19 protein-coding genes are annotated in these 23,548 nt (G+C 67.3%); 9 read left to right on the plus strand and 10 right to left on the minus strand.

Features of this window, described 5'->3' with window-relative positions:
* Nucleotides 1-92 precede the first annotated feature (92 nt).
* The 5 genes from miaA to LE197_RS24580 are packed head-to-tail and all read right to left on the minus strand — an operon-like array spanning nt 93 to nt 6,422.
* Complete coding sequence (gene miaA / locus LE197_RS24560; protein WP_003106415.1) at nt 93-1,064, minus strand: tRNA (adenosine(37)-N6)-dimethylallyltransferase MiaA; 972 nt, start codon at nt 1,062-1,064, stop codon at nt 93-95.
* Between the two features lie 57 nt (nt 1,065-1,121).
* Entirely contained in the window at nt 1,122-3,023 is a 1,902-nt protein-coding gene (gene mutL, locus LE197_RS24565) for a DNA mismatch repair endonuclease MutL (RefSeq protein WP_016264103.1), read from the minus strand.
* The gene (gene amiB, locus LE197_RS24570) at nt 3,023-4,450 is read right to left on the minus strand and encodes an N-acetylmuramoyl-L-alanine amidase AmiB (RefSeq protein WP_003123571.1); all 1,428 of its coding nucleotides are present in this window, start codon (nt 4,448-4,450) and stop codon (nt 3,023-3,025) included. The genes mutL and amiB overlap by 1 nt, the downstream gene beginning before the upstream one ends.
* 8 nt (nt 4,451-4,458) lie before the next feature.
* Nucleotides 4,459-4,926, minus strand: coding sequence for a tRNA (adenosine(37)-N6)-threonylcarbamoyltransferase complex ATPase subunit type 1 TsaE (gene tsaE / locus LE197_RS24575; protein WP_003106408.1), 468 nt, complete (start codon nt 4,924-4,926; stop codon nt 4,459-4,461).
* Nucleotides 4,914-6,422 carry a bifunctional ADP-dependent NAD(P)H-hydrate dehydratase/NAD(P)H-hydrate epimerase gene (locus LE197_RS24580; protein ID WP_003123572.1) on the minus strand — a complete coding sequence of 503 codons (1,509 nt, stop codon included), beginning with the start codon at nt 6,420-6,422 and terminating at the stop codon, nt 4,914-4,916. The genes tsaE and LE197_RS24580 overlap by 13 nt, the downstream gene beginning before the upstream one ends.
* An 81-nt stretch (nt 6,423-6,503) precedes the next feature.
* On the opposite strand from LE197_RS24580, the gene queG reads away from it, so the two are divergent.
* Nucleotides 6,504-7,589, plus strand: coding sequence for a tRNA epoxyqueuosine(34) reductase QueG (gene queG / locus LE197_RS24585; protein WP_003110324.1), 1,086 nt, complete (start codon nt 6,504-6,506; stop codon nt 7,587-7,589).
* A gap of 33 nt (nt 7,590-7,622) precedes the next feature.
* Here queG and orn read toward each other — a convergent pair whose 3' ends face one another.
* On the minus strand, nt 7,623-8,165 hold the full coding sequence (orn, locus tag LE197_RS24590; protein WP_003095671.1) for an oligoribonuclease: 543 nt from the start codon (nt 8,163-8,165) through the stop codon (nt 7,623-7,625).
* Between the two features lie 111 nt (nt 8,166-8,276).
* On the opposite strand from orn, the gene rsgA reads away from it, so the two are divergent.
* Nucleotides 8,277-9,296 (plus strand): small ribosomal subunit biogenesis GTPase RsgA, encoded by a 1,020-nt coding sequence (gene rsgA / locus LE197_RS24595; protein ID WP_016264102.1) that lies wholly within the window; start codon nt 8,277-8,279, stop codon nt 9,294-9,296.
* Nucleotides 9,297-9,299: 3 nt separating this feature from the next.
* Here the strand turns inward: rsgA and motB are convergent, their stop codons facing one another.
* Nucleotides 9,300-10,343: a flagellar motor protein MotB gene (motB, locus tag LE197_RS24600; RefSeq protein ID WP_003095673.1), complete on the minus strand. Its 1,044-nt coding sequence runs from the start codon at nt 10,341-10,343 to the stop codon at nt 9,300-9,302.
* 19 nt (nt 10,344-10,362) lie between these two features.
* Nucleotides 10,363-11,214 carry a flagellar motor stator protein MotA gene (gene motA, locus LE197_RS24605; protein ID WP_003102044.1) on the minus strand — a complete coding sequence of 284 codons (852 nt, stop codon included), beginning with the start codon at nt 11,212-11,214 and terminating at the stop codon, nt 10,363-10,365.
* 140 nt (nt 11,215-11,354) lie between these two features.
* On the opposite strand from motA, the gene LE197_RS24610 reads away from it, so the two are divergent.
* The 5 genes from LE197_RS24610 to fimX all read left to right on the plus strand — a co-directional run bounded on the left by LE197_RS24610 (nt 11,355) and on the right by fimX (nt 18,909).
* Nucleotides 11,355-12,866, plus strand: coding sequence for an HDOD domain-containing protein (locus LE197_RS24610; RefSeq protein WP_003113926.1), 1,512 nt, complete (start codon nt 11,355-11,357; stop codon nt 12,864-12,866).
* A 74-nt stretch (nt 12,867-12,940) separates the two neighbouring features.
* Nucleotides 12,941-13,756 (plus strand): thiosulfate sulfurtransferase, encoded by an 816-nt coding sequence (gene rhdA / locus LE197_RS24615; protein WP_003113925.1) that lies wholly within the window; start codon nt 12,941-12,943, stop codon nt 13,754-13,756.
* 3 nt (nt 13,757-13,759) lie between these two features.
* Nucleotides 13,760-14,629 carry an archaetidylserine decarboxylase gene (gene asd / locus LE197_RS24620; RefSeq protein WP_003095677.1) on the plus strand — a complete coding sequence of 290 codons (870 nt, stop codon included), beginning with the start codon at nt 13,760-13,762 and terminating at the stop codon, nt 14,627-14,629.
* Between the two features lie 316 nt (nt 14,630-14,945).
* Nucleotides 14,946-16,769 carry a cyclic-di-GMP receptor FimW gene (gene fimW, locus LE197_RS24625; RefSeq protein WP_003113922.1) on the plus strand — a complete coding sequence of 608 codons (1,824 nt, stop codon included), beginning with the start codon at nt 14,946-14,948 and terminating at the stop codon, nt 16,767-16,769.
* Between the two features lie 64 nt (nt 16,770-16,833).
* The gene (gene fimX / locus LE197_RS24630) at nt 16,834-18,909 is read left to right on the plus strand and encodes a cyclic di-GMP-binding protein FimX (protein WP_003123576.1); all 2,076 of its coding nucleotides are present in this window, start codon (nt 16,834-16,836) and stop codon (nt 18,907-18,909) included.
* A gap of 86 nt (nt 18,910-18,995) precedes the next feature.
* Here fimX and serB read toward each other — a convergent pair whose 3' ends face one another.
* Entirely contained in the window at nt 18,996-20,210 is a 1,215-nt protein-coding gene (gene serB, locus LE197_RS24635; protein WP_003095681.1) for a phosphoserine phosphatase SerB, read from the minus strand.
* Between the two features lie 220 nt (nt 20,211-20,430).
* On the opposite strand from serB, the gene LE197_RS24640 reads away from it, so the two are divergent.
* Together LE197_RS24640 and LE197_RS24645 are read left to right on the plus strand one after the other, a co-directional pair.
* Entirely contained in the window at nt 20,431-21,969 is a 1,539-nt protein-coding gene (locus LE197_RS24640; protein ID WP_023108821.1) for a YtjB family periplasmic protein, read from the plus strand.
* Nucleotides 21,966-22,502: a metal-dependent hydrolase gene (locus LE197_RS24645; protein ID WP_226033715.1), complete on the plus strand. Its 537-nt coding sequence runs from the start codon at nt 21,966-21,968 to the stop codon at nt 22,500-22,502. The genes LE197_RS24640 and LE197_RS24645 overlap by 4 nt, the downstream gene beginning before the upstream one ends.
* Before the next feature lie 57 nt (nt 22,503-22,559).
* On the opposite strand, the gene LE197_RS24650 is transcribed toward LE197_RS24645, so the two are convergent.
* The gene (locus tag LE197_RS24650; RefSeq protein ID WP_003102054.1) at nt 22,560-23,270 is read right to left on the minus strand and encodes a membrane integrity-associated transporter subunit PqiC; all 711 of its coding nucleotides are present in this window, start codon (nt 23,268-23,270) and stop codon (nt 22,560-22,562) included.
* Nucleotides 23,271-23,548: the final 278 nt, after the last annotated feature.

Below are 23,548 nucleotides of genomic sequence, written 5' to 3' on the forward strand. Positions count from 1 at the left end.
TTAAGGATCGTAGTTTGAAGTAGTCGAATAGGGTGACTTGGCGCCGTCCAAACTCCGGTCTCGCTCCGGAAACAGACGGACAAATTAAGGTCTCAGGCCAATATGGAGACCGTTTTCAGGTATTTCAAGGCACGCGGCAGATTGTCACCTGCTAGGCTGTCCATCCAGTGTAGATGGCTCCAGCTTCGCAGCCAGGTGAACTGGCGCTTGGCCAACTGGCGGGTAGCGATGATGCCGCGTTCGGTCATTTCAGCGTAGGACAGCTTGCCATCCAGGTAATCCCACACCTGACGGTAACCCACGGCTCTAATAGACGGTAATCCTGCATGCAAGTCACTTCTGGCATGCAGTGCTTCGACCTCGGCGATGAAACCCTGTTCCAGCATCTGGCGAAAACGCTGCGCAATCCGCGCGTGCAACACCTGGCGCTGCTCGGGAGCAATCGCCAGCTGAGCGACAGTATACGGCAATTGATTCCTGCCTGACGCGTCAAAATCCGCCTTTTCAGCGCTTTGCCGGCGACGCAGGTCGCTCATCGACACCCCGCCGAGGCGATACACCTCGAGCGCCCGCATCAGTCGCTGCGGGTCGTTGGGGTGGATACGCGCAGCCGATTCCGGGTCGACCTCGGCGAGTTGCCGGTGCAGCGCCTCCCAACCTTCGGCCTGGGCCTCGGCCTCGATCGCCGCGCGCACCTCGGGATCGGCGCCGGGCATGTCGGCCAGGCCCTCGAGCAACGCCTTGTAATAGAGCATGGTGCCCCCCACCAGCAGGGGAATCCTGCCGCGCGCGGTGGCCTCGGCCATCGCCGCCAGGGCGTCGGCGCGAAATTCCGCGGCCGAATAGCTCTCCGCCGGGTCGCGGATATCGATCAGGCGGTGCGGATAGCGCGCCAGCAGCTCCCGGGAAGGCTTGGCCGTACCGATATCCATGCCGCGGTATATCAGCGCCGAGTCGACGCTGATCAGCTCGCAGGGCAGCGCATCGGCCAGCGCCATCGCCAGGTCGGTCTTGCCGGCGGCGGTCGGCCCCATGAGAAAGATGGCGGGAGGCAGGGAAGACATCGGAACGCTCTTGGACAAAGCGCATAGCTTCGGGCTTTGCGCCCGAAGCTGCAAGGCTCAGCGTCCGCGCAGGAAGAGCTTGTCCAGCTCGTCCAGGCCCAGTTGGGTCCAGGTCGGACGCCCATGGTTGCACTGGCCGCTGCGCTCGGTGATTTCCATGTCGCGCAACAGGGCGTTCATTTCCGGCAGGGTCAGGCGCCGGTTGGCGCGCACCGCACCATGGCAGGCCATGGTGCCGAGCAACTCGTTCAGGTGCGCCTGGATACGGTCGCTGGTGCCGTATTCCAGCAGGTCGGCGATGACATCGCGCACCAACTGGGTCGCCTCCGCCTGCTTGAGCAGCGCAGGGATCTGCCGGATCGCCAGGCTTTCCGGCCCCAGGCGCTGCAGCTCGAAGCCCAGGCGCTGGAACCAGCTGGAATGCTCTTCCGCGCAATCCGCCTCGCGCTCGCTGACCGCGATCGACTCCGGCACCAGCAACGGCTGCCCACGCAAGCCTTCGCTGGCCATCGCCACCTTGAGGCGCTCGTAGGTGATCCGTTCGTGGGCCGCGTGCATGTCCACCAGCACCAGGCCGTGGGCGTTCTCGGCGAGAATGTAGATGCCCTTGAGCTGCGCCAGGGCGTAACCCAGCGGCGGGATGTCCTGGGCGCTCTCGGGCAACGCGGCTGGCGCCTCGCCCGCGGGTAACGGCGCGAAGTAGGCCTTGTAGGCGCCACCGGCCTCGGCCAGAGAGGGCGGCGCCTCCGGCCGGGTATAGGCGGAATAGCCGGAGGAGCCGCCGGAGGCCGATGAGCCGCCACTCCAGCCCACCCGTGCCGCCGGACTCTCCAGCACGCTCTCGGCCAGGCGCATCTCGCCCTGCGGGCCGAACTCGCCGGCGGCAGCGCCGGTCGGACGCGGCTCGGTCAGGCTGGTCGCCCCCGGCGGCGCGAGCTGGTCGTCGGGACGGACCTCGCCCAGCGCACGATGCAGGGTGCCATAGAGGAAGTCATGGACCATCCGGCTGTCACGGAAGCGAACTTCGTGCTTGGTCGGGTGCACGTTGACGTCCACCACCGCCGGATCGACTTCGAAGAACAGCACGAAGGTCGGATGCCGGCCGTTGTACAGCACGTCGCGATAAGCCTGGCGCACCGCGTGGGCGACCAGCTTGTCGCGCACCATGCGCCCGTTCACATAGAAGTACTGCAGGTCCGGCTGGCTGCGGGAGAAGGTCGGCAAGCCGACCCAGCCCCACAGGTGCAGGCCGTTGCGCTCGACCTCGATCGGCAGCGCCTGCTCGAGGAATGCCTGGCCGCACACCGCGCCGACCCGGCGCGCGCGGGCCAGCTCGTCTCGCGCCTCGTGCAAGGCGAAGATGGTCTTGCCGTTGTGGCGCAGGTGGAAAGCCACGTCGAAACGGGCCAGCGCCAGGCGCTTGATGACTTCCTGCAGATGGTCGAACTCGGTCTTCTCGGCGCGCAGGAACTTGCGCCGCGCCGGGGTGTTGAAGAACAGGTCGCGAACCTCGACGCTGGTCCCCACCGGGTGCGCCGCCGGCTGTACCCGCGGCTGCATGTCGCGGCCCTCGGTTTCCACCTGCCAGGCTTCGCCGGCGTCGGCGGCACGCGAGGTCATGGTCAGGCGCGCTACCGAGCTGATCGAGGCCAGCGCCTCGCCACGGAAGCCGAGGCTCATCACCCGCTCCAGGTCTTCCAGCTCGCGGATCTTGCTGGTGGCGTGGCGAGCCAGGGCCAGCGGCAGGTCGTCGGCGGGGATGCCGCGACCGTCGTCGCGCACTCGCAGCAACTTGATGCCGCCCTGCTCGACCTCCACATCAATGCGCCGGGAACCGGCGTCAAGGCTGTTTTCCAGGAGTTCCTTGGCCACCGAGGCGGGACGCTCGACCACCTCACCGGCGGCGATCTGGTTCGCCAGCCGCGGACTCAGCAGCTGGATACGCGGTGCTTCACTCATCACTGGGCCGCCAGGGCGGTGCTCGGGATGGACAGGGCCTGGCCGACTTTCAGGTTGTCGCTGGACAGGCTGTTGCTGCTACGCAGCGCGGCCATGCTCACTTCATAGCGCTGGGCGATCATCGCCAGGGTCTCTCCGGGCCGCACCACGTGCTCGCGCGGCCCCATGGAGAGCTTGCCCTGGGCGCGCAAAGAGGCGATGTAGGTGCCGGGCGGCGGGCTCTGCTGGAAATACTGGCGGATGCCGCTGGTGATCGAACGCGCCAAAGCCTGCTGATGGCTGGCGCTGGCCAGCTTGCGCGACTCGTTGACGTTCGAGATGAAGCCGGTTTCCACCAGGATCGACGGGATGTCGGGCGACTTCAGCACCATGAACCCGGCCTGCTCGACACGACGCTTGTGCAGCGAAGTGATGCGGCCGACATTGGTCAGCACCTTGTGGCCGACGTCCAGGCTCGACGAGAGGGTGGCGGTCATCGACAGGTCGAGCAGCACGCCGGCGAGCATCTGGTCCTTGTCGCCGAGGCTGACGCTGCCATCGCCGCCGATCAGGTCGGAACGGTTCTCGCTGTCGGCCAGCCAGCGCGCGGTTTCCGAAGTGGCGCCGCGGTCGGACAGGGCGAACACCGAGGCACCGAAGGCGCTGCGGCTCGGCGCGGCGTCGGCATGGATCGAGACGAACAGGTCGGCGCCCTTCTTGCGGGCGATCTCGGTGCGCTTGCGCAGTGGGATGAAGTAGTCGCCGGTACGGGTCAGCTCGGCCCGGTAACCGCGCACCTGGTTGATCTGGCGTTGCAGCTCGCGAGCGATCGACAGGGTGATGTTCTTCTCGTGCAACCCGCCCGGGCCAAGGGCGCCAGGGTCTTCACCGCCGTGGCCGGCGTCGATGGCGATGACGATATCGCGGGTGCCGCCCTTGGTTGGCAGCGGCAGCTTGGCCACCGGCTGGGTCGGCGTCACCGGGGTGACCGGCACGCTCGGGGTCGGCGTCGCGGGTACGTCCGGGGTCAGGTCAGCGCCCTGGTCGTAGAGATCGACCACCAGGCGGTTGCCGTATTGCTGGTTGGGCGGCAGGACGAAGCTTTTCGGGGTGACCTGCGCCGACAGGTCGAGGACCATGCGCAGGTCGTTGGGCGTGCGCTGGGCGGAGCGCACCGCGGTGATCGGGGTGTTGCCGAGCTTGAGACCGTTGAGCTGGGTCGCCAGTTGGGCGCCGCTGACGTCGATGACGATACGGTTGGGCGCGGCCAGGGTGAACAGGCTGTGCTGCACCGGACCGGAGAGATCGAAGACCAGACGGGTGTTATCCGGAGCGCGCCAGATCCGCACGCTCTTGATTTGCGCGGCGGCCAGAACCTCGCCGACCTGGCAGGCCAGCAGAATCATCACCCCAGTCAACAACGTCCGCAGACGCAAGCCCCAACCCATCGTTTTTCTCATGCTCCCATGGTCAGGGTGGCACACCAGGCTTCGCCCCGCGCACCGTGCGGTACCAGGCGCAGTGTCCGTCCACCCGCTTGGGCAGTAATGGTAATGTCCAGATCGGCGGTTGGCAAAACGCCCGCACCGCGCTCGGGCCACTCGATCAGACAGAGTGCGCTGCCGTCGAAATAGTCGCGGATGCCGAAGAACTCCAATTCCTCCGCATCGGCGAGCCGGTACAGGTCGAAATGGTAGGCGCGCAGCTCGCCGATTTCGTAAGGCTCGACCAGGGTAAAGGTCGGGCTTTTCACCGAGCCGGCATGGCCGAGGCCGCGCAGGATGCCGCGCGAGAGGGTGGTCTTGCCGGCGCCGAGGTCGCCATGCAGGTAGATCACCCCCTGCCCCCCGCTGGCCCGGGCGATGCGCCCGCCCAGTTCGAGCATCGCGTCTTCCCCTTCGGCGGACAGGATCACTTCAGACACGGACTGCACTCCTCGAGCAACTGACGAACGGTAGGTATGAGATCGGTCGCCGCCAGTCCACGCCCCTGGGCGCCGAGCCGCTCACCGGCGGCGGCATGCAGCCAGACCGCCAGGCAGGCCGCCTCGAACGCCTCCACGTGCTGGGCCAGCAAGGCACCGGTGATGCCCGACAGCACGTCACCCATGCCGGCACCAGCCATCGCCGGATGCCCCTGGGAACAGACGGCAAGTCGTCCGTCCGGCGCGGCGACCAGGCTGCCGGCGCCCTTCAGCACCACCACCGCCTGGTAGCGACACGCCAGTTCCAGCGCCGCCGCCGGGCGATCCGCCTGCACCTCGGCGGTCGAGCGACCCAACAGGCGCGCGGCCTCGCCGGGATGCGGCGTCAGAATCCATGTCCGCGGCCCTGCTCCGACCGGTTCCAGGGCCAGCAGGTTCAACGCGTCGGCATCCCAGACCTGCGGCAACGGTCGCGACCGGACAGCGCTCAGCAGGCTACGCCCCCAGGCGCGCTGGCCAAGACCGGGACCGAGCACCAGCACGCTGGCGCGTTCGGCAAGGGCCAGCAGTTGGTTCGCCGACGCCACGCCATGGGCCATGACCTCGGGACAACGGCTCAGCAACGCCGGCACATGTTCGACACGGGTCGCCGCCGAGACCAGCCCGGCGCCGCAGCGCAGGGCGCTTTCCGCGGCCAGTAGCACGGCCCCGCCCATGCCGGTGTCGCCGCCGACCACCAGCAGGTGGCCGAACAGCCCCTTGTGCGCGGTCCGCGGCCGCGCTGCCAGACTCGGCAGGGCATTTCGTGCCAGACGGTGGGCCCGGGGCTGGAGCCCTTGCAACACGACGGCGTCGCTGCCGAGTTCGTCGAACACCAGCTCGCCGACCCGTGCCGGCGCCTCGCCAGTGAACAGCCCGATCTTCAGGCCGATGAAAGTCACTGTCAGATCCGCCCTGATCGCTTCCCCCAATACCGCACCGGTGTCGGCGCTCAAGCCGGAAGGAATATCCACCGCCAGCACCGGCAGGTCGGCGGCGTTGGCCAGGCGGATGGCCTGCGCAAAGGGCTCGCGCACGGCACCTGCCAGGCCGGTGCCGAGCAATGCATCCACTACTACGCCCTCGAGCACGGCGCACTCGCTCCAGGGCTCCACCACGACCCCGGTCGCCAGCGCGGCGGCATGCGCCTGCGCCGCGTCGCCGGCAAGCCGCTGCGGCGCCGCGACCGCCAGCACCCGCACTCGCCAACCCGCACGTTGCGCCAGCGCCGCGATCAGGTAGCCGTCGCCAGCATTGTTGCCGTGCCCGGCGAGCACCGTCAGCGCCGCGGCCTCCGGCCAACGGCGGCGCAAGGCACGCCAGGCGGCGTGGGCGGCGCGCTGCATGAGTTCGAAGCCCGGCGTGCCGGCGGCGATCAGGCGCGCATCGAGGTCGCGCACCTGGGCGGCGGAATAGAGGGCGAGCGGCAGGTCGTCGTGCTGGAAGGTCATGGTCATCGGATCGATTCGGCGTCAGGCGCGCAGTCTGGCAGAATTATACCTATCCCATTTCGCTTTCCCTCGTCTTCGTTGCCTCCCATGACTCCCCAACCTCTGGCCGACAACCTTTCCCCGCCGGACCCCGCCCGCCTCGCCCAGTCCATCAAGGACTGGGGCCGCGAGCTGGGGTTCCAGCAGGTCGGTATCAGCGACGTCGAGCTGGGCGAGCACGAAGCGCACCTGCAGCGCTGGCTGGAGGCCGGCTACCACGGCGAGATGGACTACATGGCGGCGCACGGCAGCAAGCGCTCGCGACCTGCCGAGCTGGTTCCCGGCACGCTGCGGGTGATCTCCCTGCGCATGGATTACCTGCCCGGCGACACGCGCATGGCGCAGGTCCTCGCGACGCCGGAAAAAGCCTACGTCTCGCGCTACGCCCTCGGCCGCGACTACCACAAGCTGATCCGCAAGCGTCTGCAACAACTGGCCGAGCGCATCCAGGCCGAAGTCGGCCCGTTCGGTTTCCGCGCCTTCGTCGACAGCGCGCCGGTGCTGGAAAAGGCCATCGCCGAACAGGCCGGCCTCGGCTGGATCGGCAAGAACACGCTGGTGCTCAACCGCAAGGCCGGCAGTTACTTCTTCCTCGGCGAGCTGTTCGTCGACATGCCGCTACCCGTCGACCCGGCGATGGACAGCGAGCATTGCGGACGCTGCTCGGCCTGCCTGGACATCTGCCCGACCGCGGCCTTCGTCGGCCCCTACCGGCTGGACGCGCGACGCTGCATCTCCTACCTGACCATCGAGTACAAGGGCGCGATTCCGCTGGAGCTGCGACCACTGATCGGCAACCGGGTATTCGGCTGCGACGACTGCCAGATCGTCTGCCCATGGAATCGCTTCGCCCGCCCCACCGGGCAGGGCGACTTCCAGCCGCGCCACAGCCTGGACAACGCCGAACTCGCCGAACTGTTCCTCTGGAGCGAGGAGGAGTTCCTCGGCCGCACCGAGGGTTCGCCGCTGCGCCGCGCCGGCTACGAGCGCTGGTTGCGCAACCTGGCGGTGGGGCTGGGCAACGCGCCCTCGACCATCCCGGTGCTGGAGGCGCTGAAGGCGCGCCGCGGGTTCCCTTCGGAGCTGGTCCGCGAGCACGTGGAATGGGCCCTGCGGCGCCACGGGGAAACCTAGCCCGGCCGGCGCCTGCCGCCCGGTCCGGACGGATCAGAGCTTGATGAAGTGGTCGCGGTAGTGGCGCAGCTCGGCGATCGACTCGCGGATATCGTCCAGCGCCAGGTGGGTGTTGCCCTTCTTGAAGCTCTCGCGGACCTGCGGCGCCCAGCGCGCGGCCAGCTCCTTGAGGGTGGAGACGTCGAGGTTGCGGTAGTGGAAGTAGCCTTCCAGCCTGGGCATGTGCCTATAGAGGAAGCGGCGGTCCTGGCAGATGCTGTTGCCGCAGATCGGCGAGCTGCGCTTGGGCACCCACTGCTCGAGGAAGGCCAGGGTCTGCGCCTCGGCCTCGGCCATGCTCACGGTACTTTCCCGAACCCTCTGGGTCAGGCCGGACTGGCCGTGCTGGCGGGTATTCCACTCGTCCATGCCGGCGAGGATTTCCTCTGGCTGGTGGATGGCGATCACCGGTCCTTCGGCCAGGGTGTTGAGGTCACTGTCGGTGACGATGGTGGCCATCTCGATGATGACGTCCCGGTCCGGATCGAGGCCGGTCATCTCCAGGTCGATCCAGATAAGGTTCTGCGGGTTCTGCATGGGGAGTCGCTCCAGTCGCTATGCCGTGCATTCTAGCGTGGAACGCCGCCGCGCGAATGATGGCGGCGCGCCCATGTTAAACTCGCCGCCGATTTTTCATGCGGACGCATCATGGCCAAACGCCACTTGACCCGCCGGCAGAGCTGGCGCATCGAAAAGATCCAGGAAGAACGCGCGGCCCGGGCGGCCCGTCGCGAGTCGCGTGCCGTGGAAGAGCTGGAGGGCGGCGACCTGGGACCGGAGCAGACCGGCCAGGTGATCGCTCATTTCGGGGTTCAGGTAGAGGTCGAGTCCGCCGACGGCCAGGTTTCCCGCTGTCACCTGCGCGCCAACCTGCCGGCACTGGTGACTGGCGACCAGGTGGTCTGGCGCGCCGGCAACCAGGGCATCGGCGTGATCGTCGCGCAATTGCCGCGCCGCTCCGAGCTGTGCCGCCCGGACATGCGCGGGCTGCTCAAGCCGGTGGCGGCCAACGTCGACCGCATCGTCATCGTCTTCGCCCCGCGTCCCGAACCGCACGCCAACCTGATCGACCGTTACCTGATCGCCGCCGAACATGCCGGCATCCAGCCGCTGCTGCTGCTGAACAAGGCCGATCTGGTCGACGAGAGCAATGCCGAAGGCATCGATGCGCTGCTGAATGTCTACCGAACCCTGGGTTACCCGCTGATCGAGGTGTCGGCCTTCAATGGCCTGGCGATGGACGAACTGCGCGGCGCGCTGGACGGTCACGTGAGCGTCTTCGTCGGGCAGTCCGGGGTGGGCAAGTCGTCGCTGGTGAATGCCTTGTTGCCAGGTGTCGACACACGTGTCGGCGACCTCTCCACGGTGACCGGCAAGGGCACCCATACCACCACCACCGCGCGACTGTTCCATTTTCCCGGCGGCGGCGACCTGATCGACTCGCCCGGCATCCGTGAGTTTGGCCTGGGGCACGTGTCGCGAGACGATATCGAGGCCGGTTTCATCGAGTTCCGCGACCTGCTCGGACATTGCCGCTTCCGCGACTGCAAGCACGACCGTGAACCAGGTTGCGCCCTGCTCCAGGCCTTGGAGGACGGGCGCATCATGCCGCAACGCATGGCCAGCTACCGGCACATTCTGGCAAGCATGCCGGAAACGGACTACTGAACCTCAGTCGCCCTTGATCTGCTCCAGCTTCAGGCTGCCGCCGTCGTCGAACAGGTTGAGCTTCTTCTGCACCTCGTCCGCCGGTAGCGAAGGTTGCGCGCCCGCCGCCGGTGCCTCGGCAGCCGGCTTCGGCTGCTCGCCCGGGGCAGCCGCAGGGGCGCTGGCTTCGGGAGCGCCGGTCTCGCCTTCGATGGCCTTCTGCGCCTTGCGGGTCAGGACCACGATGTCGATCCGCCGGTTCACCGGGTTCAGCGGGTCCTTGTCGTCGAACAGGCGTGCCGAGGCATAGCCGACAACCTGGGCGATCTGCCCTTCCGGATAGCCGCCGGCGACCAGCGCACGGCGCGCGGCGTTGGCGCGATTGGCCGATAGCTCCCAGTTGCCGAAGTCGCCGTTGCCGGCATAGGGCTTGGCGTCGGTGTGGCCGCTGATGCTGATCTTGTTCGGCACCTGGCGGATGGTCTCGGCCATGGCCAGCAGGATGTCCTCGAAATACGGCTGCAGGCGCGCGCTGCCGAGGTCGAACATCGGCCGGTTGGCGGCGTCGACGATCTGGATGCGCAGGCCGTCGCGGGTGATCTCGAAGTGGATCTGGTCCTTGAAGTCCTTGAGCATCGGATTTTCGTCGACCTTGTTCTGCAACTCCTGCAGCAGCAGCGCCAGGCGCTCTCGCTCAACCTGCTCGGCGAGGTTCTCGGCCTGGTCGGCGTTGACCTGGTGGTCCTGCTCGGGGCTGATCCGGCTTTCGTTGGAGTCCGGCTGGGCCTGGACCTGCGGATTGAGGGTCTTGTCCGGCGCCGGCGTCGGCGTGCCGCCGAGGTCGATGACGTAGGGGCTGGCGCTTTCGCTGAAACCGATGGGGTCCTGGAAGTATCCGGAAATCGCCTTCTTCTGCTCCGGGGTGGCCGAAGACAGCAGCCAGAGCACCAGGAAGAACGCCATCATCGCCGTGGCGAAGTCGGCGAAGGCGATCTTCCACGAGCCGCCGTGGTGGCCGGCGGCATAGCGCTTGACGCGCTTGACGATGATCGGCTGGTTATTGTCCATCTATCGACAGTACCTCCACTCAGCGGCCGCGCACGGCCTGCTCGAGCTCGGCGAAGGTCGGCCGATGGGCGGGCAGCAGCACCTTGCGGCCGAACTCGACGGCCAGCGAAGGCGGCATGCCGGAAGCGGAAGCGACCAGGCAGGCCTTGATCGCCTCGAACAGGTTCAACTCTTCCTTGGCATCGTGCTCCAGGGCGCCCGCCAGCGGGCCGACGAAGCCGTAGGCGGCGAGAATCCCGAGGAAGGTGCCCACCAGGGCGGCGGCGACGTGGTGGCCGATCTCCGCCTGGCTGCCTTCGCCAAGCAACGCCATGGTGATGACGATGCCGAGTACCGCGGCGACGATACCGAAGCCCGGCAGGGCGTCGGCGACCTTGGTCACCGCGTGGGACGGATGCTCCAGGTCCTCCTTGAGACTGGACAGCTCCATGTCGAACAGGCCTTCCAGCTCGTGCGGCGCCATGTTGCCGGAGGACATGATGCGCAGGTAGTCGCAGACATAGGCGGTCATCCGCTCATCCTTCAGCACACCGGGGTACTTGCTGAAGATGGGGCTGGCCGCGGGGTCTTCGATGTCCGCCTCGATCGCCATCATCCCTTCGCGCCGGCTCTTGTTGAGGATCTCGTAGAGCATGCCCAGCACCTCGAGGTAGTAGGTCTGGGTGAAGCGGTTGCTGAACATCTTCGGCGCTTTCTTCAGCACCACCATGAACGTGCTGCCCGGGTTGGACTGGAGGAACGCCCCCAGTGCCGCGCCACCGATGATCAGGACCTCGAAGGGCTGGATGATGGCGCCGATCTTGCCGCCGGAGAGCAGGAAGCCCCCGAGGACACTGGCGAAAACGACGATGATGCCGATGATTTTTGACATGAGGACCGGACGTGCGAAATGAACAGGATAAGGAGGGGGACTGCTAGGCTCCCTCTTGTTATCGGTTGCTAGCCGCAAGACTATAGTCCGAATACTCGAAAAGCCAGTTCGCCGCCTCGCCGACACCGAGCCCGACACCCATGACAGACCGCCTCGCCGCCTGGCTCGAAGAGCTCGACCGGCAACCCCTGCCGATCCCCGCCAGCCACTATGCCGGCCTGCACGCCGCGCTGAGCGACAGCCGTCGCTCGCTGCGCGAGATCGCCGACCAGTTGCAGGGCAGCCCGACGCTGGCGTTGTCCATCCTGCGCGAGGCCAATCGCGCCGAGAGCGCCCGCGACAACCCCGCGGAAAGCCTGGAGGTGGCCCTCAGCCGCCTCGGCCTGGGACGCGCGAGCCAACTTCTGAAGACCCTGCCGAGCATCCAGGATGCGGAGATGCCCAGGGTCCTCGGGCAGATGCTGCTGATCAGCCAGCACGCCATGCAGCAGGCCAGCGGCCTGTTCGGCGCGCGCCTGGCCAGGCTCTGGCAGGAAATCCACTGGGGCAGCCTGCTGACCATGGCTCCGGTCTGGGCGCTGGCCAACGCCCGCCCGCAGCTACTGGAGCAATGGCAGCAACGCGTGCTGGTACAGGGCGAACCGACCCTGCGAGTGGAGCGCGAACTGCTCGGCATGCGCCTGCTGCCGATCTGCCTGGCGCTGGCCGAACGCTGGCGGCTACCGCAGTGGGTCATCCAGGGCTATCGCCTGCTCGCCTGCGACCGTCGCTTGCTGGTTCGAGCCCTGCGTATCGCCCGCGACCATCAGTCGCCCCTGCTCCAGCAACAGCAACTCGATGCCCAGCCCGATCTCGCCCGCTGGCTGACCCAGCCGGCCAACTGCACTCTCCTCGCCAATGGCCTGGCCATCGCCGCGCACCAGAGCTGGGACGGGCCGCACATGCTGCGCTGGCAGCGCCTGACCGGCCTGTACCTGGGCCAGCCGCTGACCGAAGTCCAGCAGCAGGTGCACATGCTCGCCGCGCAAAGCGCGCGCCTGCACGCCCGGCCGCCGCTGTGGCATCCGGCGGTGGCCTTGATCTGGCCCTGGCAGGCCAGCCGCTGGCGTGCCGAAGCGGCACCCCCGCCGCCGCCCTCGGCGGAAGCCCTGGCCGAGTGGCGGCAGCATTGCGCCGAGTTGCTCCGCGAGCCCAGCCCGTTCAGCAACGTGGTGCAGCTCACCGCCTGTGCCCGCGATGCGCTGCGCGCCTGCGGCCTGCAAAGGATGCTGCTGCTGGTGGCCGATCGCACCCAGGTACACGTGCTGGCGCAGCAGAGCGCCGGACTCGAACCGGGCCAGGAGAAATTGCAACTGGAGATTGCCAGCAGCCCGCTGCTGAAGAAACTGTTCCAGCAACCCGCCCTGCTGCGCATCGGCCCGAACAACCAGGACCAGTTGCTGCCGGCCCTCGGCGAACCCTTGCGCCAACTGTTCCCCGGACCTCACCTGCTGCTGCGCTCGCTGGGCAACGGCTCGCGGGTGGTGATGCTGGTCCTGGCCGACCTCGGCGGCCAGCCGTTCAGCGACCTGCATGCCCAGGCCTTCGCCAAGACCGCCCAGTGCACCGAGCGCGCGATCCAGCAGTTCGGCCGCCAGCGCCGCACGGAATGAGGGACATGCCCGGCACACTGGTCGGGCGCGCTTTCCGTTAAACTGCTGCCCTTCTTCAACCCGGGGGTACTCGCATGTCCGTTTTCTCCGACCTGCCATTGGTGATCGAGCCCAGCGACCTCGCGCCGCGCCTGGGCGCGCCCGAGCTGATCCTGGTCGACCTGACCAGTGCCGCCCGCTACGCCGAAGGGCATATCCCCGGCGCGCGTTTCGTCGACCCCAAACGCACCCAGTGGGGACAACCCCCGGCACCCGGCCTGCTACCGGCGAAGGCCGACCTGGAAGCCCTGTTCGGCGAGCTGGGCCACCGCCCGGAGGCGACCTACGTGGTCTACGACGACGAAGGCGGCGGCTGGGCGGGCCGCTTCATCTGGCTGCTGGACGTGATCGGCCACCACCACTACCACTATCTCAACGGCGGCCTGCCGGCCTGGATCGCCGACGCCCAGGCGCTCGACCGCGAGGTCCCGGCGCCTGTCGGCGGCCCGCTGCCGCTGACGTTGCACGACGAGCCCAGCGCGACCCGCGAATACCTGCAAAGCCGCCTCGGCGCCGCCGACCTGGCGGTATGGGATGCGCGCAACCCCAGCGAATACGCCGGTACCAAGGTGCTCGCCGCGAAGGCCGGGCATGTGCCCGGCGCGATCAATTTCGAATGGACCGCCGGCATGGACCCGGCTCGCGCCCTGCGCATCCGCGCGGATATCGCCGAAGTCCTGGAGGACCTCGGCATCACGCCGGACAAGGAAGTGATCACCCACTGCCAGACCCACCATCGCTCCGGCTTCACCTACCTGGTGGCCAAGGCGCTGGGCTACCCGCGGGTCAAAGGCTACGCCGGCTCCTGGTCGGAATGGGGCAACCACCCCGATACCCCTGTAGAGGTTTGAGGAATGTCGTTCAAAGATCGTCTGTTCATCTGCAGCCAGTACCTGCTGCCGCACCACCTGCTGTCCCGGCTGATCGGCTTCGCCGCCGACTGCCGGGCGACCTGGTTCAAGGACCGCCTGATCGCCTGGTTCGCCCGGCGCTACCAGGTCGATATGCGCGAAGCGCAGGTCGAGGACCTGCAGGCCTATGAACATTTCAATGCCTTCTTCACCCGCGCCCTGAAGGATGGCGCCCGCCCGCTGGCCCAGGAGCCCGGCGCGGTGCTCTGCCCGGCCGATGGCGCGATCAGCCAGCTCGGCCCGATCGAGCACGGGCGGATCTTCCAGGCCAAAGGCCACAGCTACAGCCTGGCCGAACTGCTCGGCGGCGACGCCGAACTGGCCGCGCCCTTCATGGGCGGCGACTTCGCCACCGTCTACCTGTCCCCCCGGGACTACCACCGCGTGCACATGCCGCTGGCCGGCACCCTGCGCGAGATGGTCTACGTTCCCGGCCGGCTGTTCTCGGTGAACCAGACCACCGCGGAAAACGTTCCCGAGCTGTTCGCCCGCAACGAGCGGGTGGTCTGCCTGTTCGACACCGAGCGCGGTCCGATGGCCGTGGTGCTGGTAGGCGCGATGATCGTAGCCTCCATCGAAACCGTCTGGGCCGGCCTGGTTACGCCGCCGAAGCGCGAACTGAAGACCTTCCGCTACGACGAAGCCGCCCGTGCGCCGATCCGCCTGGAAAAAGGCGCCGAGCTCGGTCGCTTCAAGCTGGGCTCCACCGCCATCGTCCTGTTCGGCCCGCAGCAGGTCGCGTTCAACGACGGCCTCGGGGCAGCGAGCCCGGTGCGCATGGGCGAATGCCTGGCCCTGCCGAAACAGTCCTGACCTCGCCGGGACGGAGCGCCCCGAGCGCCTCCGTCCCGTCTCTCCCCGCCGCCGGGACCTCCCGGCGGGATCGTGGCGTCCGAAGGCTGCGGGTCCATTTCGATGCTGCTAGAGTTCGGAAAGGTCCTATCGAGCCTGTGCCGACCCCTCGGTCAGGAAAGCGGACTGCCGCACAGTTCCTGTCCTGGCCACGACGATGAACCCGCCTCCCGTGTTAAGAAAGAGGAGGCGCAGCCGCGGCGATCGGAAGTCCGGCACCTCTCCGGGGCTTCATCCCCCGTAGAGCCTTTTCAGTAGCGGAGCCGTCTAACCCCCCATGGAAAACCAGAGCCCCCACCTCTCGTTGCGCGTCCCCACTCCGACGCAGCAGAACCTGAGCTTCTGCGACGCCACCCCGAAGGACATCAAGTACTGGCTGGCGCACCTGCCCAAGGCCAACCTCGGGGAAACCGCGCGCCAGCTCTACCAGGGCCTGATCGAACTCAACCAGTTGGTGCTGCCCGTCGAGGCCCGCCTGCAACTGCTCGAACTGTTCCGTCCAGAGGTGCATTTCGTCTGCGCCCACCTGGAACGGCACTTCCTCAACCAGGCCATCGTCCTCGACGAACGGCCGCGCAAGATCGCCAACCTCTGCCAGGCCCTGCAGAACCACCTGGCCATCGGCTACAAGCTGATCGTGGTCCAGGAAGCGCCGCGCAACAGCCGCGACCGCGCGCAGCTGTTCGCGGTCGGCATCCAGCGGGCGATCCGCAGCCTGTGCGGGCCGCTGATCCGCGCCAGCCAGTTGTACTGCCCGGTCCCCGAGGGGCTTTGGCTGGAACTCCACCAGCTCTACCAGTTGGCCAGCCAGCGCGGCGTGCATCGTCTCGCGGTGCGCGACGAACTGGCCAAGCACACCCCCGGCCTGAGCGTCGAGCAGGCCTACCTGATTCCGCTGCTGCTCGGCTGCGCGCGCTGCAACCAGATGCGCCAGAACAACATTGCACGGCTCGCCGAGGTGCTCGAACCCTGGAGCCAGCTGCTGTCGATACAGAGCGCGACGCTGCCCGGCTCGCTGTTCATCGCCGTGCCGCAGATCGACGGCCCGCCGCGCTACCGTTCGCTGTACCCGGAGACCCAACTGGCCAGTGCCCTGGGCATCGACACCCAGCCGCTGGTCGAGCTGATCCGCGAATACCTGCTGCAGCCCGAGGCCGAACGCGCGAAAGCACGCCTGCCGCTGATCGAAGGGGTGACCCTGGACCTGCTGCAACATCTCTCCTCGGCCTGGGGTGACATCGCCGAACGTACCTTCCAGCGCACCCAGGGCCAGGGCCAGTTGACCCTGTGCATCGGCATGAGCGCCCTGCACTACTTCCTCGCCGGGCGCCGCCCGTTCAACGAGGTCCTGCAGATCCAGGAAGCGCCCGAGGCGCCTCGCTTCAAGGCCGACGTCCAGGACGCCTGGGCCGGCGCCTTCGATGCACAGAAGGTCACCGACTGGCAGCCCGGCATGCCGCTGGAGGAAATCGAGTACCGCCCGCACCAGTCGCCCCGCAGTGTGCAACCCGGGCACCCGCAGGCCCACGCACAGGCTGACGCCACCGAGGACTACCCGACCTACGCCCTGCCCATCGTCAACCACAGCCCCGGCGGCTATTGCCTGAGCTGGCCGAAGGAGGTGCCCGCCCAACTGCAGGCGGGCGAACTGGTCGGCCTGCAGGACCTTCCAGGCCAGGCGTGGAGCATCGCGGTGGTGCGCTGGATCCGCCAGGTACGCAATGGCGGCACGCAGATGGGCATCGAGATGATCGCCCCGGCGGCACAGCCCTGCGGCCTGCAACTGCTGCGCAAGACCGAGCAGAGCAGCCACTACCTGCGCGCCCTGCTGCTGCCGGCGATCGCCGCGATCTCGCGGCCGGCGACGGTGATCACCCCGCGCCTGCCGTTCCAGGAGGGCAGCCGGGTGCAGATCAACCTGCACGGCGAGGAGCGGCGCGCGGTGCTGAATCGCCGGCAGGCCTCGACCGGCAGCTTCAGCCAGTTCGAATACCGCTCGGCGGAACCGGTGAACACCCCGAGCGATAAGCCGGTCACAGCGCCAGTGGCCCGGCCGCCTGCGGGGGAGGAAGATTTTGACTCGCTCTGGAAGTCTCTGTAGATTGCCCCGACACCTCCATTCGCCGTCTTTTCGCGCCCGCCCGGACGCGGACTGAGCCCTTTCCATGGCCATCGAAAAGAAAACCATCCGCCTGCTGATTCTGGAAGACTCGCAGAACGAAGCCGAACGCCTGGTCAGTCTGTTCCGCAATGCCGGCCACGCGACCCGCGTACATCGACTGACCTCTCCCGAGGACCTCGCCGAAACCCTCCAGCAAAGCTGGGACCTGCTGATCGCCGCGCCGACCAGCGAGTGTCTCGAGCCCGGCGAGGCGCTCGCCACCTTGCGCCGCCAGTCGCGCGACATCCCGTTCATCCAGCTGGTGGCCGACAACAACTCCGACGCCATCACCGACGCCTTGATGCTCGGCGCCCAGGACGCCCTGCCGCAAGGCGAGGACGAGCGCCTGGTGCTGGTCGCCAACCGCGAGCTGGCCGGCCTCGCCGAACGCCGCGCGCGCCGCGCCGCCGAACTCGCCCTGCGCGAGGCGGAAAAACGCTGCCAGTTGCTGCTCGACAGCTCGGTCGACGCCATCACCTACGTCCACGACGGCATGCACATCTACGCCAACCGCTCCTACATGGCGCTGTTCGGCTACGAGGACGCCGAGGAACTGGAAGGCCTGCCGGTCATCGACCTGATCGCCTCCTGCGACCAGGGCGCCTTCAAGGATTTCCTCAAGGGCTACCAGAACGACCAGCGCCAGACCGAACTGGTTTGCACCGGGGTCAAGCTCGACGGCCAGGAATTCAAGGCGCGCATCAGCCTCTCCGCCGCCACGTACGACGGCGAACCCTGCATCCAGGTGGTGATCCGCGGCGAGGTCGACAACGCCGAGCTGGAAGAAAAGCTCCGCGAAGTCAGCAGCCAGGACCCGGTCACCGGTCTCTACAACCGCAGCCACTTCCTCGACCTGATGGATGCCGCCGTGCAGCAGGCGGTGACCGCCCGCAAGCCGTCGACCCTGGCCTATATCCATCTCAACGGCTACCCCTCGCTCCAGGCCGACCACGGGCTTTCCGGGATCGACCTGCTGCTCGGCCAGTTGGCCGGACTGATGCGTGAACAGTTCGGCGAGGAAGCCGACCTGGCGCGTTTCGGCGATTCGATCTTCGCCGCCCTGTTCAAGGGCAAGACTCCCGAGCAGGCGCAAGCGGCGCTGCAACGACTGCTGAAGAAAGTCGAGAACCACCTTTTCGAGCTGAACGGCCGCAGCGCCCAGGCCACCCTCAGCATCGGCGTCGCCGGTCTCGACGAGAAGACCGCCAAGGCCCAGGACGTGATGAACCGTGCGCATCGCTGCGCCGATGACGCGGCACGCAAGGGCGGGTCGCAGATCAAGCAGTACAACCCGGCGGAAGAGCTTGCCGCCGCCGCCCAGCGCGGCGACGTCATCGCGATCCTCCAGCAGGCGCTGGAGACCAACAGCTTCCGCCTGCTGTTCCAGCCAGTCATCAGCCTGCGCGGCGACAGCCACGAGAACTACGAGGTGCTCCTGCGCCTGCTCAATCCGCAGGGCCAGGAAGTGCCGCCGGCGGAGTTCCTGCATGCCGCCAAGGAAGCCGGGCTGGCGGAGAAGATCGACCGCTGGGTGATCCTCAATTCGATCAAGCTGCTCGCCGAGCATCGCGCCAAGGGGCACCAGACCAAGCTGTTCGTCCACCTGTCCAGCGCGAGCCTGCAAGACCCCGGCCTGCTGCCCTGGCTCGGGGTGGCGCTGAAGGCCGCGCGCCTGCCGCCGGAGTCGCTGGTGTTCCAGATCAGCGAAGCCGACGCCACCAGCTATCTGAAGCAGGCCAAGCAACTGACCCAGGGCCTGGCCACCCTGCATTGCCAGGCGGCGATCAGCCAGTTCGGCTGCTCGCTGAACCCGTTCAACGCGCTGAAGCACCTGACCGTGCAATTCATCAAGATCGATGGTTCCTTCGTCCAGGACCTCAACCAGGTGGAAAACCAGGAGATCCTCAAGGGCCTGATCGCCGAACTGCACGAACAGCAGAAGCTCAGCATCGTCCCCTTCGTCGAGAGCGCCAGCGTCCTCGCCACCCTGTGGCAAGCCGGCGCCACCTACATCCAGGGCTACTACCTGCAGGGGCCGAGCCAGGCGATGGACTACGACTTCTCCTCGGGAGACGAATGAAGAACGGGCGCCCTGGGCGCCCGTTGCTTTTCCGCTCTACCGACCTGGTTCGTGGCTGCCGGGCCGGCAAGAGACGCCCGCCGGCCTCAGGCTCGTCCTTCGCGGTCGCGGTAGCCGAGCAGGTAGAGGATGCCGTCCAGGCCCAGGGTCGAGATCGCCTGCTTGGCCGACTGCTTGACCAGCGGCTTGGCGCGGAACGCCACGCCCAGGCCGGCCAGGCCGAGCATCGGCAGGTCGTTGGCGCCGTCGCCGACGGCGATGGTCTGCTCCAGGCTCAGGCCTTCCTTCGCCGCCAGTTCGCGCAGCAGGTCGGCCTTGCGCTGGGCATCGACGATCGGCTCGACCGCCACCCCGGTGACCTTGCCGTCGACGATCTGCAACTCGTTGGCGAACACGTAGTCGATCCCCAGCTTCGCCTGCAATTGACGGGCGAAATAGGTGAAGCCGCCGGACAGGATGGCGGTCTTGTAACCCAGGCGCTTGAGTTCGGCGAACAGGGTTTCCGCACCCTCGGTCAGACGCAGCGAGGCGCCGATCTCCTCCAGCACGTCTTCCGACAGCCCCTGCAGCAGCGCCAGGCGCTCCTTGAAGCTGGCGCGGAAGTCCAGTTCACCGCGCATCGCCCGCTCGGTGATCGCGGCGACCTTCTCGCCGACGCCGGCGGCCTTGGCCAGTTCGTCGATGACTTCCGCCTCGATCAGCGTCGAATCCATGTCGAACACCGCCAGCCGGCGGTTGCGGCGGAACACGCTGTCCTGCTGGAAAGCGATGTCGACGTTCAATTCCTGGGCGACGCTGAGGAATTCCGCACGCAGCGCCGCCGGATCGGCCGGTTCGCCGCGTACCGAGAACTCGATGCAGCCCTTGCCCTGGTCGGCGGGCATGTCCAGCGGCATACGCCCGGAGAGACGGTCGATGTGGTCGATGTTCAGCGCGTACTTGGCGGTGATCGAGCTGACCCTCTGCAGTTGCTCGGCAGTCACCCGGCGGGTGAGCAGGGTCACGATGTGCCGCGCCTTGCCCTGGCCGTCGACCCATTGCCGGTAGTCCTCTTCCGAGACCGGGGTGAAGCGCACCTGCTGGTCCAGCTTGTAGGCGGTGAACAGCACGTCCTTGAGGACCGAGGAACCGGCCTCGGTATCCGGGATTTCCACCAGGATGCCGAACGACAGGGTGTCGTGGATCACCGCCTGGCCGATGTCGAGGATGTTCACCCCGCCCTGGGCCAGTACGCCGGTGATGGCAGCGGTGAGACCGGGGCGGTCTTCCCCGGTGATGTTGATCAGGACAATTTCGCGCAAGGCGTAAGCTCCGCCAGGTAAAAGACGCCATTCTACCCGCTTTCCCGCACACCCGAGAGACGCAGAGCCGGGCATTTGCCATCACCACCGGTCGGAACCGACCGGGAAAACCCGCGAAACCGCCGCGCGGCGGCCTGGAAAGCGCGTCAACGGCCCTTTGCCCCTCGGGGGGCGCTGGTTATACTGCGCGATACCTCTATTTCAGAAGACCGAGCCCCCTGTGACCCGGCCCACGTCCGTCAAGCCCGACAATTTCTTCCTCCTGCTGTTTCGTGCCTTGCGCCAGCGCCGCGTCCCGATCGCCCTGCGGCTCGCCAGCCATAGCCTGATCCTGGTGGCCCTGGCCCTGCTGATCTACGCCTGGGTCATGGGCATGCAGTTTCGCCAGGCCATGCAACAGCAGGCCGATGCCCTGGGCCAGAGCCTGATCACCCAGACCGCCGCGTCCGCCACCGAGTTGCTGGTGTCCAACGACATCCTCAGCCTCAACGTGCTGCTGAACAACCTGGTGAAGAACCCGCTGGTGGCCCATGCGGCGATCTACAGCGTCGACCAGCGCATCCTCGCCGAGGCCGGCAGCCGTCCGAAGCAGAGCCTGCTCGGCGCCACCGAAGGCCTGTACTCGACGCCGATCACCTTCCAGGAAGTGATCGCCGGGCACCTGCGCATCAGCCTGGACATGCAGCAGTTCCAGCAGCCGATGATGATCAGCCTGCAGAGCATGGGCCTGATCAGCCTGATCCTGCTGATCCTCGCCCTGTATTTCAGCCTGCGCCTGGGGCGGCAGATTTCCACACCCTTGTTGCAATTGCGTGTCTGGTTGCGCGATCCGGACAATCCGGCCCCCGGCGCCGAACTGCAGAACGAGCTGGGCGACCTGGCACGCGACCTGGAAGAGCGCCTGGTGCCGGAGAAGCCGCCGGCGCCGGAGCCGGAAGAAGCACCGCTGCCGCAGAACTTCGACGACATCCTGCTGGAAGACGACGAAGCCGACCTGCGCAGCCGCAAGGTCGAGGCCTCGGCCTTCGGGGAAGACGACATTCCGCTGGGCGACGCCCTGCTGGACGAGACCAAGCCGGTGGAATTCACCTCCATCGACGAAGACCCGCTGGACCAGGACGCCTTCGACGAGAACGGAGCCGAAGCCGGGGAACAGCCCGCAGCGCCCGCCGCTGCGCGCGAACCGCAACACAGTGCGGTGCTGGCGATCCAGCTCGGCGCCCAGGAACAGTTGCGCCGGTTGCCGCGCAGCCGCCTGGTGGATCTCCTGCAACGCTATCGCGACTGCCTGGAACAGGCCGCCCGCCAGTACAAGGGCAGCCTGCACACGCTCAGCGACGGCGGCAGCCTGATTCTCTTCCACAGCCGCGACAACCGCGCCGACTACCTGACCAACGCGCTCTGCTGCGGTGAACTGATGCGTGCGCTCGGCCATGCCCTGCAGATCGAGGTCGCCGACAGCGGCATCACCTTGCAACTGCAACTGGGCCTGAGCCTCGGCGAAGACCTCAGCGAACAGACCCAGGCCGACCTGCTGCTCAACGAAACCGTGCAGAACGCCCTCGCCCTCAACCAGCACAGCCGCAACCTGCTGCTGGTCGAACGCAGCATCGCCGACGACGCGGTGGTCCGCGAGCGCGCCCGTATCCGCGCCATCGCCAGTCCGGAAGGAGCCTGCTGCGTCGAGCGTCTGCTGGAGCCGTATCCGTCGATGCTCGAGCGCCAACTGGCGCGCATGCACGACCGCGCCCGCCCGTGACCACCCTGATCACCCACCCGCTGCCGGTCCTGGCGGTGGGACTGGCCCTTGGCAGCCGGGTGATCCCGCCACGCCTGCTGCTGGCAGGCATGCTCGCCGCCTGCCTGCCGGACTTCGACGTAGTCGCCTTCAAGCTCGGCATCGCCTATCACGATGCCTTCGGCCATCGCGGCTTCAGCCATTCGCTATTGTTCGCCGCGATCCTCGGCGCGCTCGCCGCCCTCGCCTGCCGGCCGCTGCATAGCGGACCGCTGAAAGCCGGGCTGTGGGTAGCGCTGGCCACCGCCTCGCACAGCCTGCTGGACGCGATGACCAATGGCGGGCTGGGCGTCGCCTGGTTCTGGCCCTGGAGCGACGCCCGCTACTTCATGCCGTTCCATCCGATCACCGTGTCGCCGATCGGTCTGTCGCGCTTCCTCAGCGAACGCGGATTGCTGGTGCTGCAATCGGAGGCGCGCTGGGTCTGGCTGCCCTGCCTGCTGCTGGCGCTCGCCGGCATGGCCCTGCGCTTCCTGTTGCGCCGCTCACGCTGACGCCGAAACGAAAAAGCCCCGCTTCGGCGGGGCTTTCTCCTAGTCGGCTATCGACAATCAGAACCGATAGACCTCGGCGTCGGTGCGAATCGGCACCACCAGTGGCATTTTCGGACCTTCCTCTTCCTTGACCTTCGGCTTGGCCACCGGCTTGCGCGCGGTCGCCGGCGGCGGCGCCTCGGCCGCCACGGCGATCGGCTTGACGTCCTTGGCCAACTGCGCCGCCAGGCGCTTGAGCAGGTCGCTCTGGGCACGGATCTGGTCGCCGATGCTGCCCTGATGCTGTTCTTCCTCGTGGAACACCCGGCTGTCCTTCAGGTCGCCCTTCTGGTCCAACAGGCGCCAGCGCGCCTCGATCACTGCCGGCTGCTTGGGGCCGGAGTCGAGGCGACTGATGGTCAGCATCACCTGGACCTGGGGGGTGAAACCGGGTTTTTCCGGGAACAGCGCCAGGCGGCTGCTGCCCAGCTCGCTGGACATCTGCCGCAGCAGTTGCTGGCTGACATTGGTCTCCAGGTTGCCGGCCCAGCGCGCTTCGGTGGACAGACTGAGAATACCATCGGCCTGCCGCTGCACCATCACATCGCGCTTGAGATAGTCGGCCAGTTGTACCGGCCCGAGCAGGACGGCCGCACCGCCGTCCTTTTTCGGTACCGCAGCGGCACCGACGTCCAACTGGTAGAGCTGGGCCGGCGGATGGACCGCACAACCCGTCAGCCCGAGCAGGCTGACGAGGGAAAGACATGCGAAGACGCGCCACGCGCTCATCGAGAACCACCGTATTTCGCCGAAGATCGGCACTACTGATGCAAGACTTGAATTCTACTGGCCACCCGCCATCGGAAACGGCGGCCGAAGGGGCGTATCATCCCCTAACCAGCGCCATAGCTCCAGAGGCAGAGCGTATTCCGAAACCGGTTTCGGACCACCTGCGTCAGGGGAAAACCCGGCGGAACCCGCCAGGGAGACGACATTCCCCCGGAAAGCCGGCCTCGGAAGAGGCCGCTTTCGCCATTCCCTTGCGGATATGCGAGAGATCGGAGACC

Source organism: Pseudomonas sp. PS1(2021) (genome assembly GCF_020405165.1).
Taxonomy (GTDB): Bacteria; Pseudomonadota; Gammaproteobacteria; order Pseudomonadales; family Pseudomonadaceae; genus Pseudomonas; species Pseudomonas aeruginosa.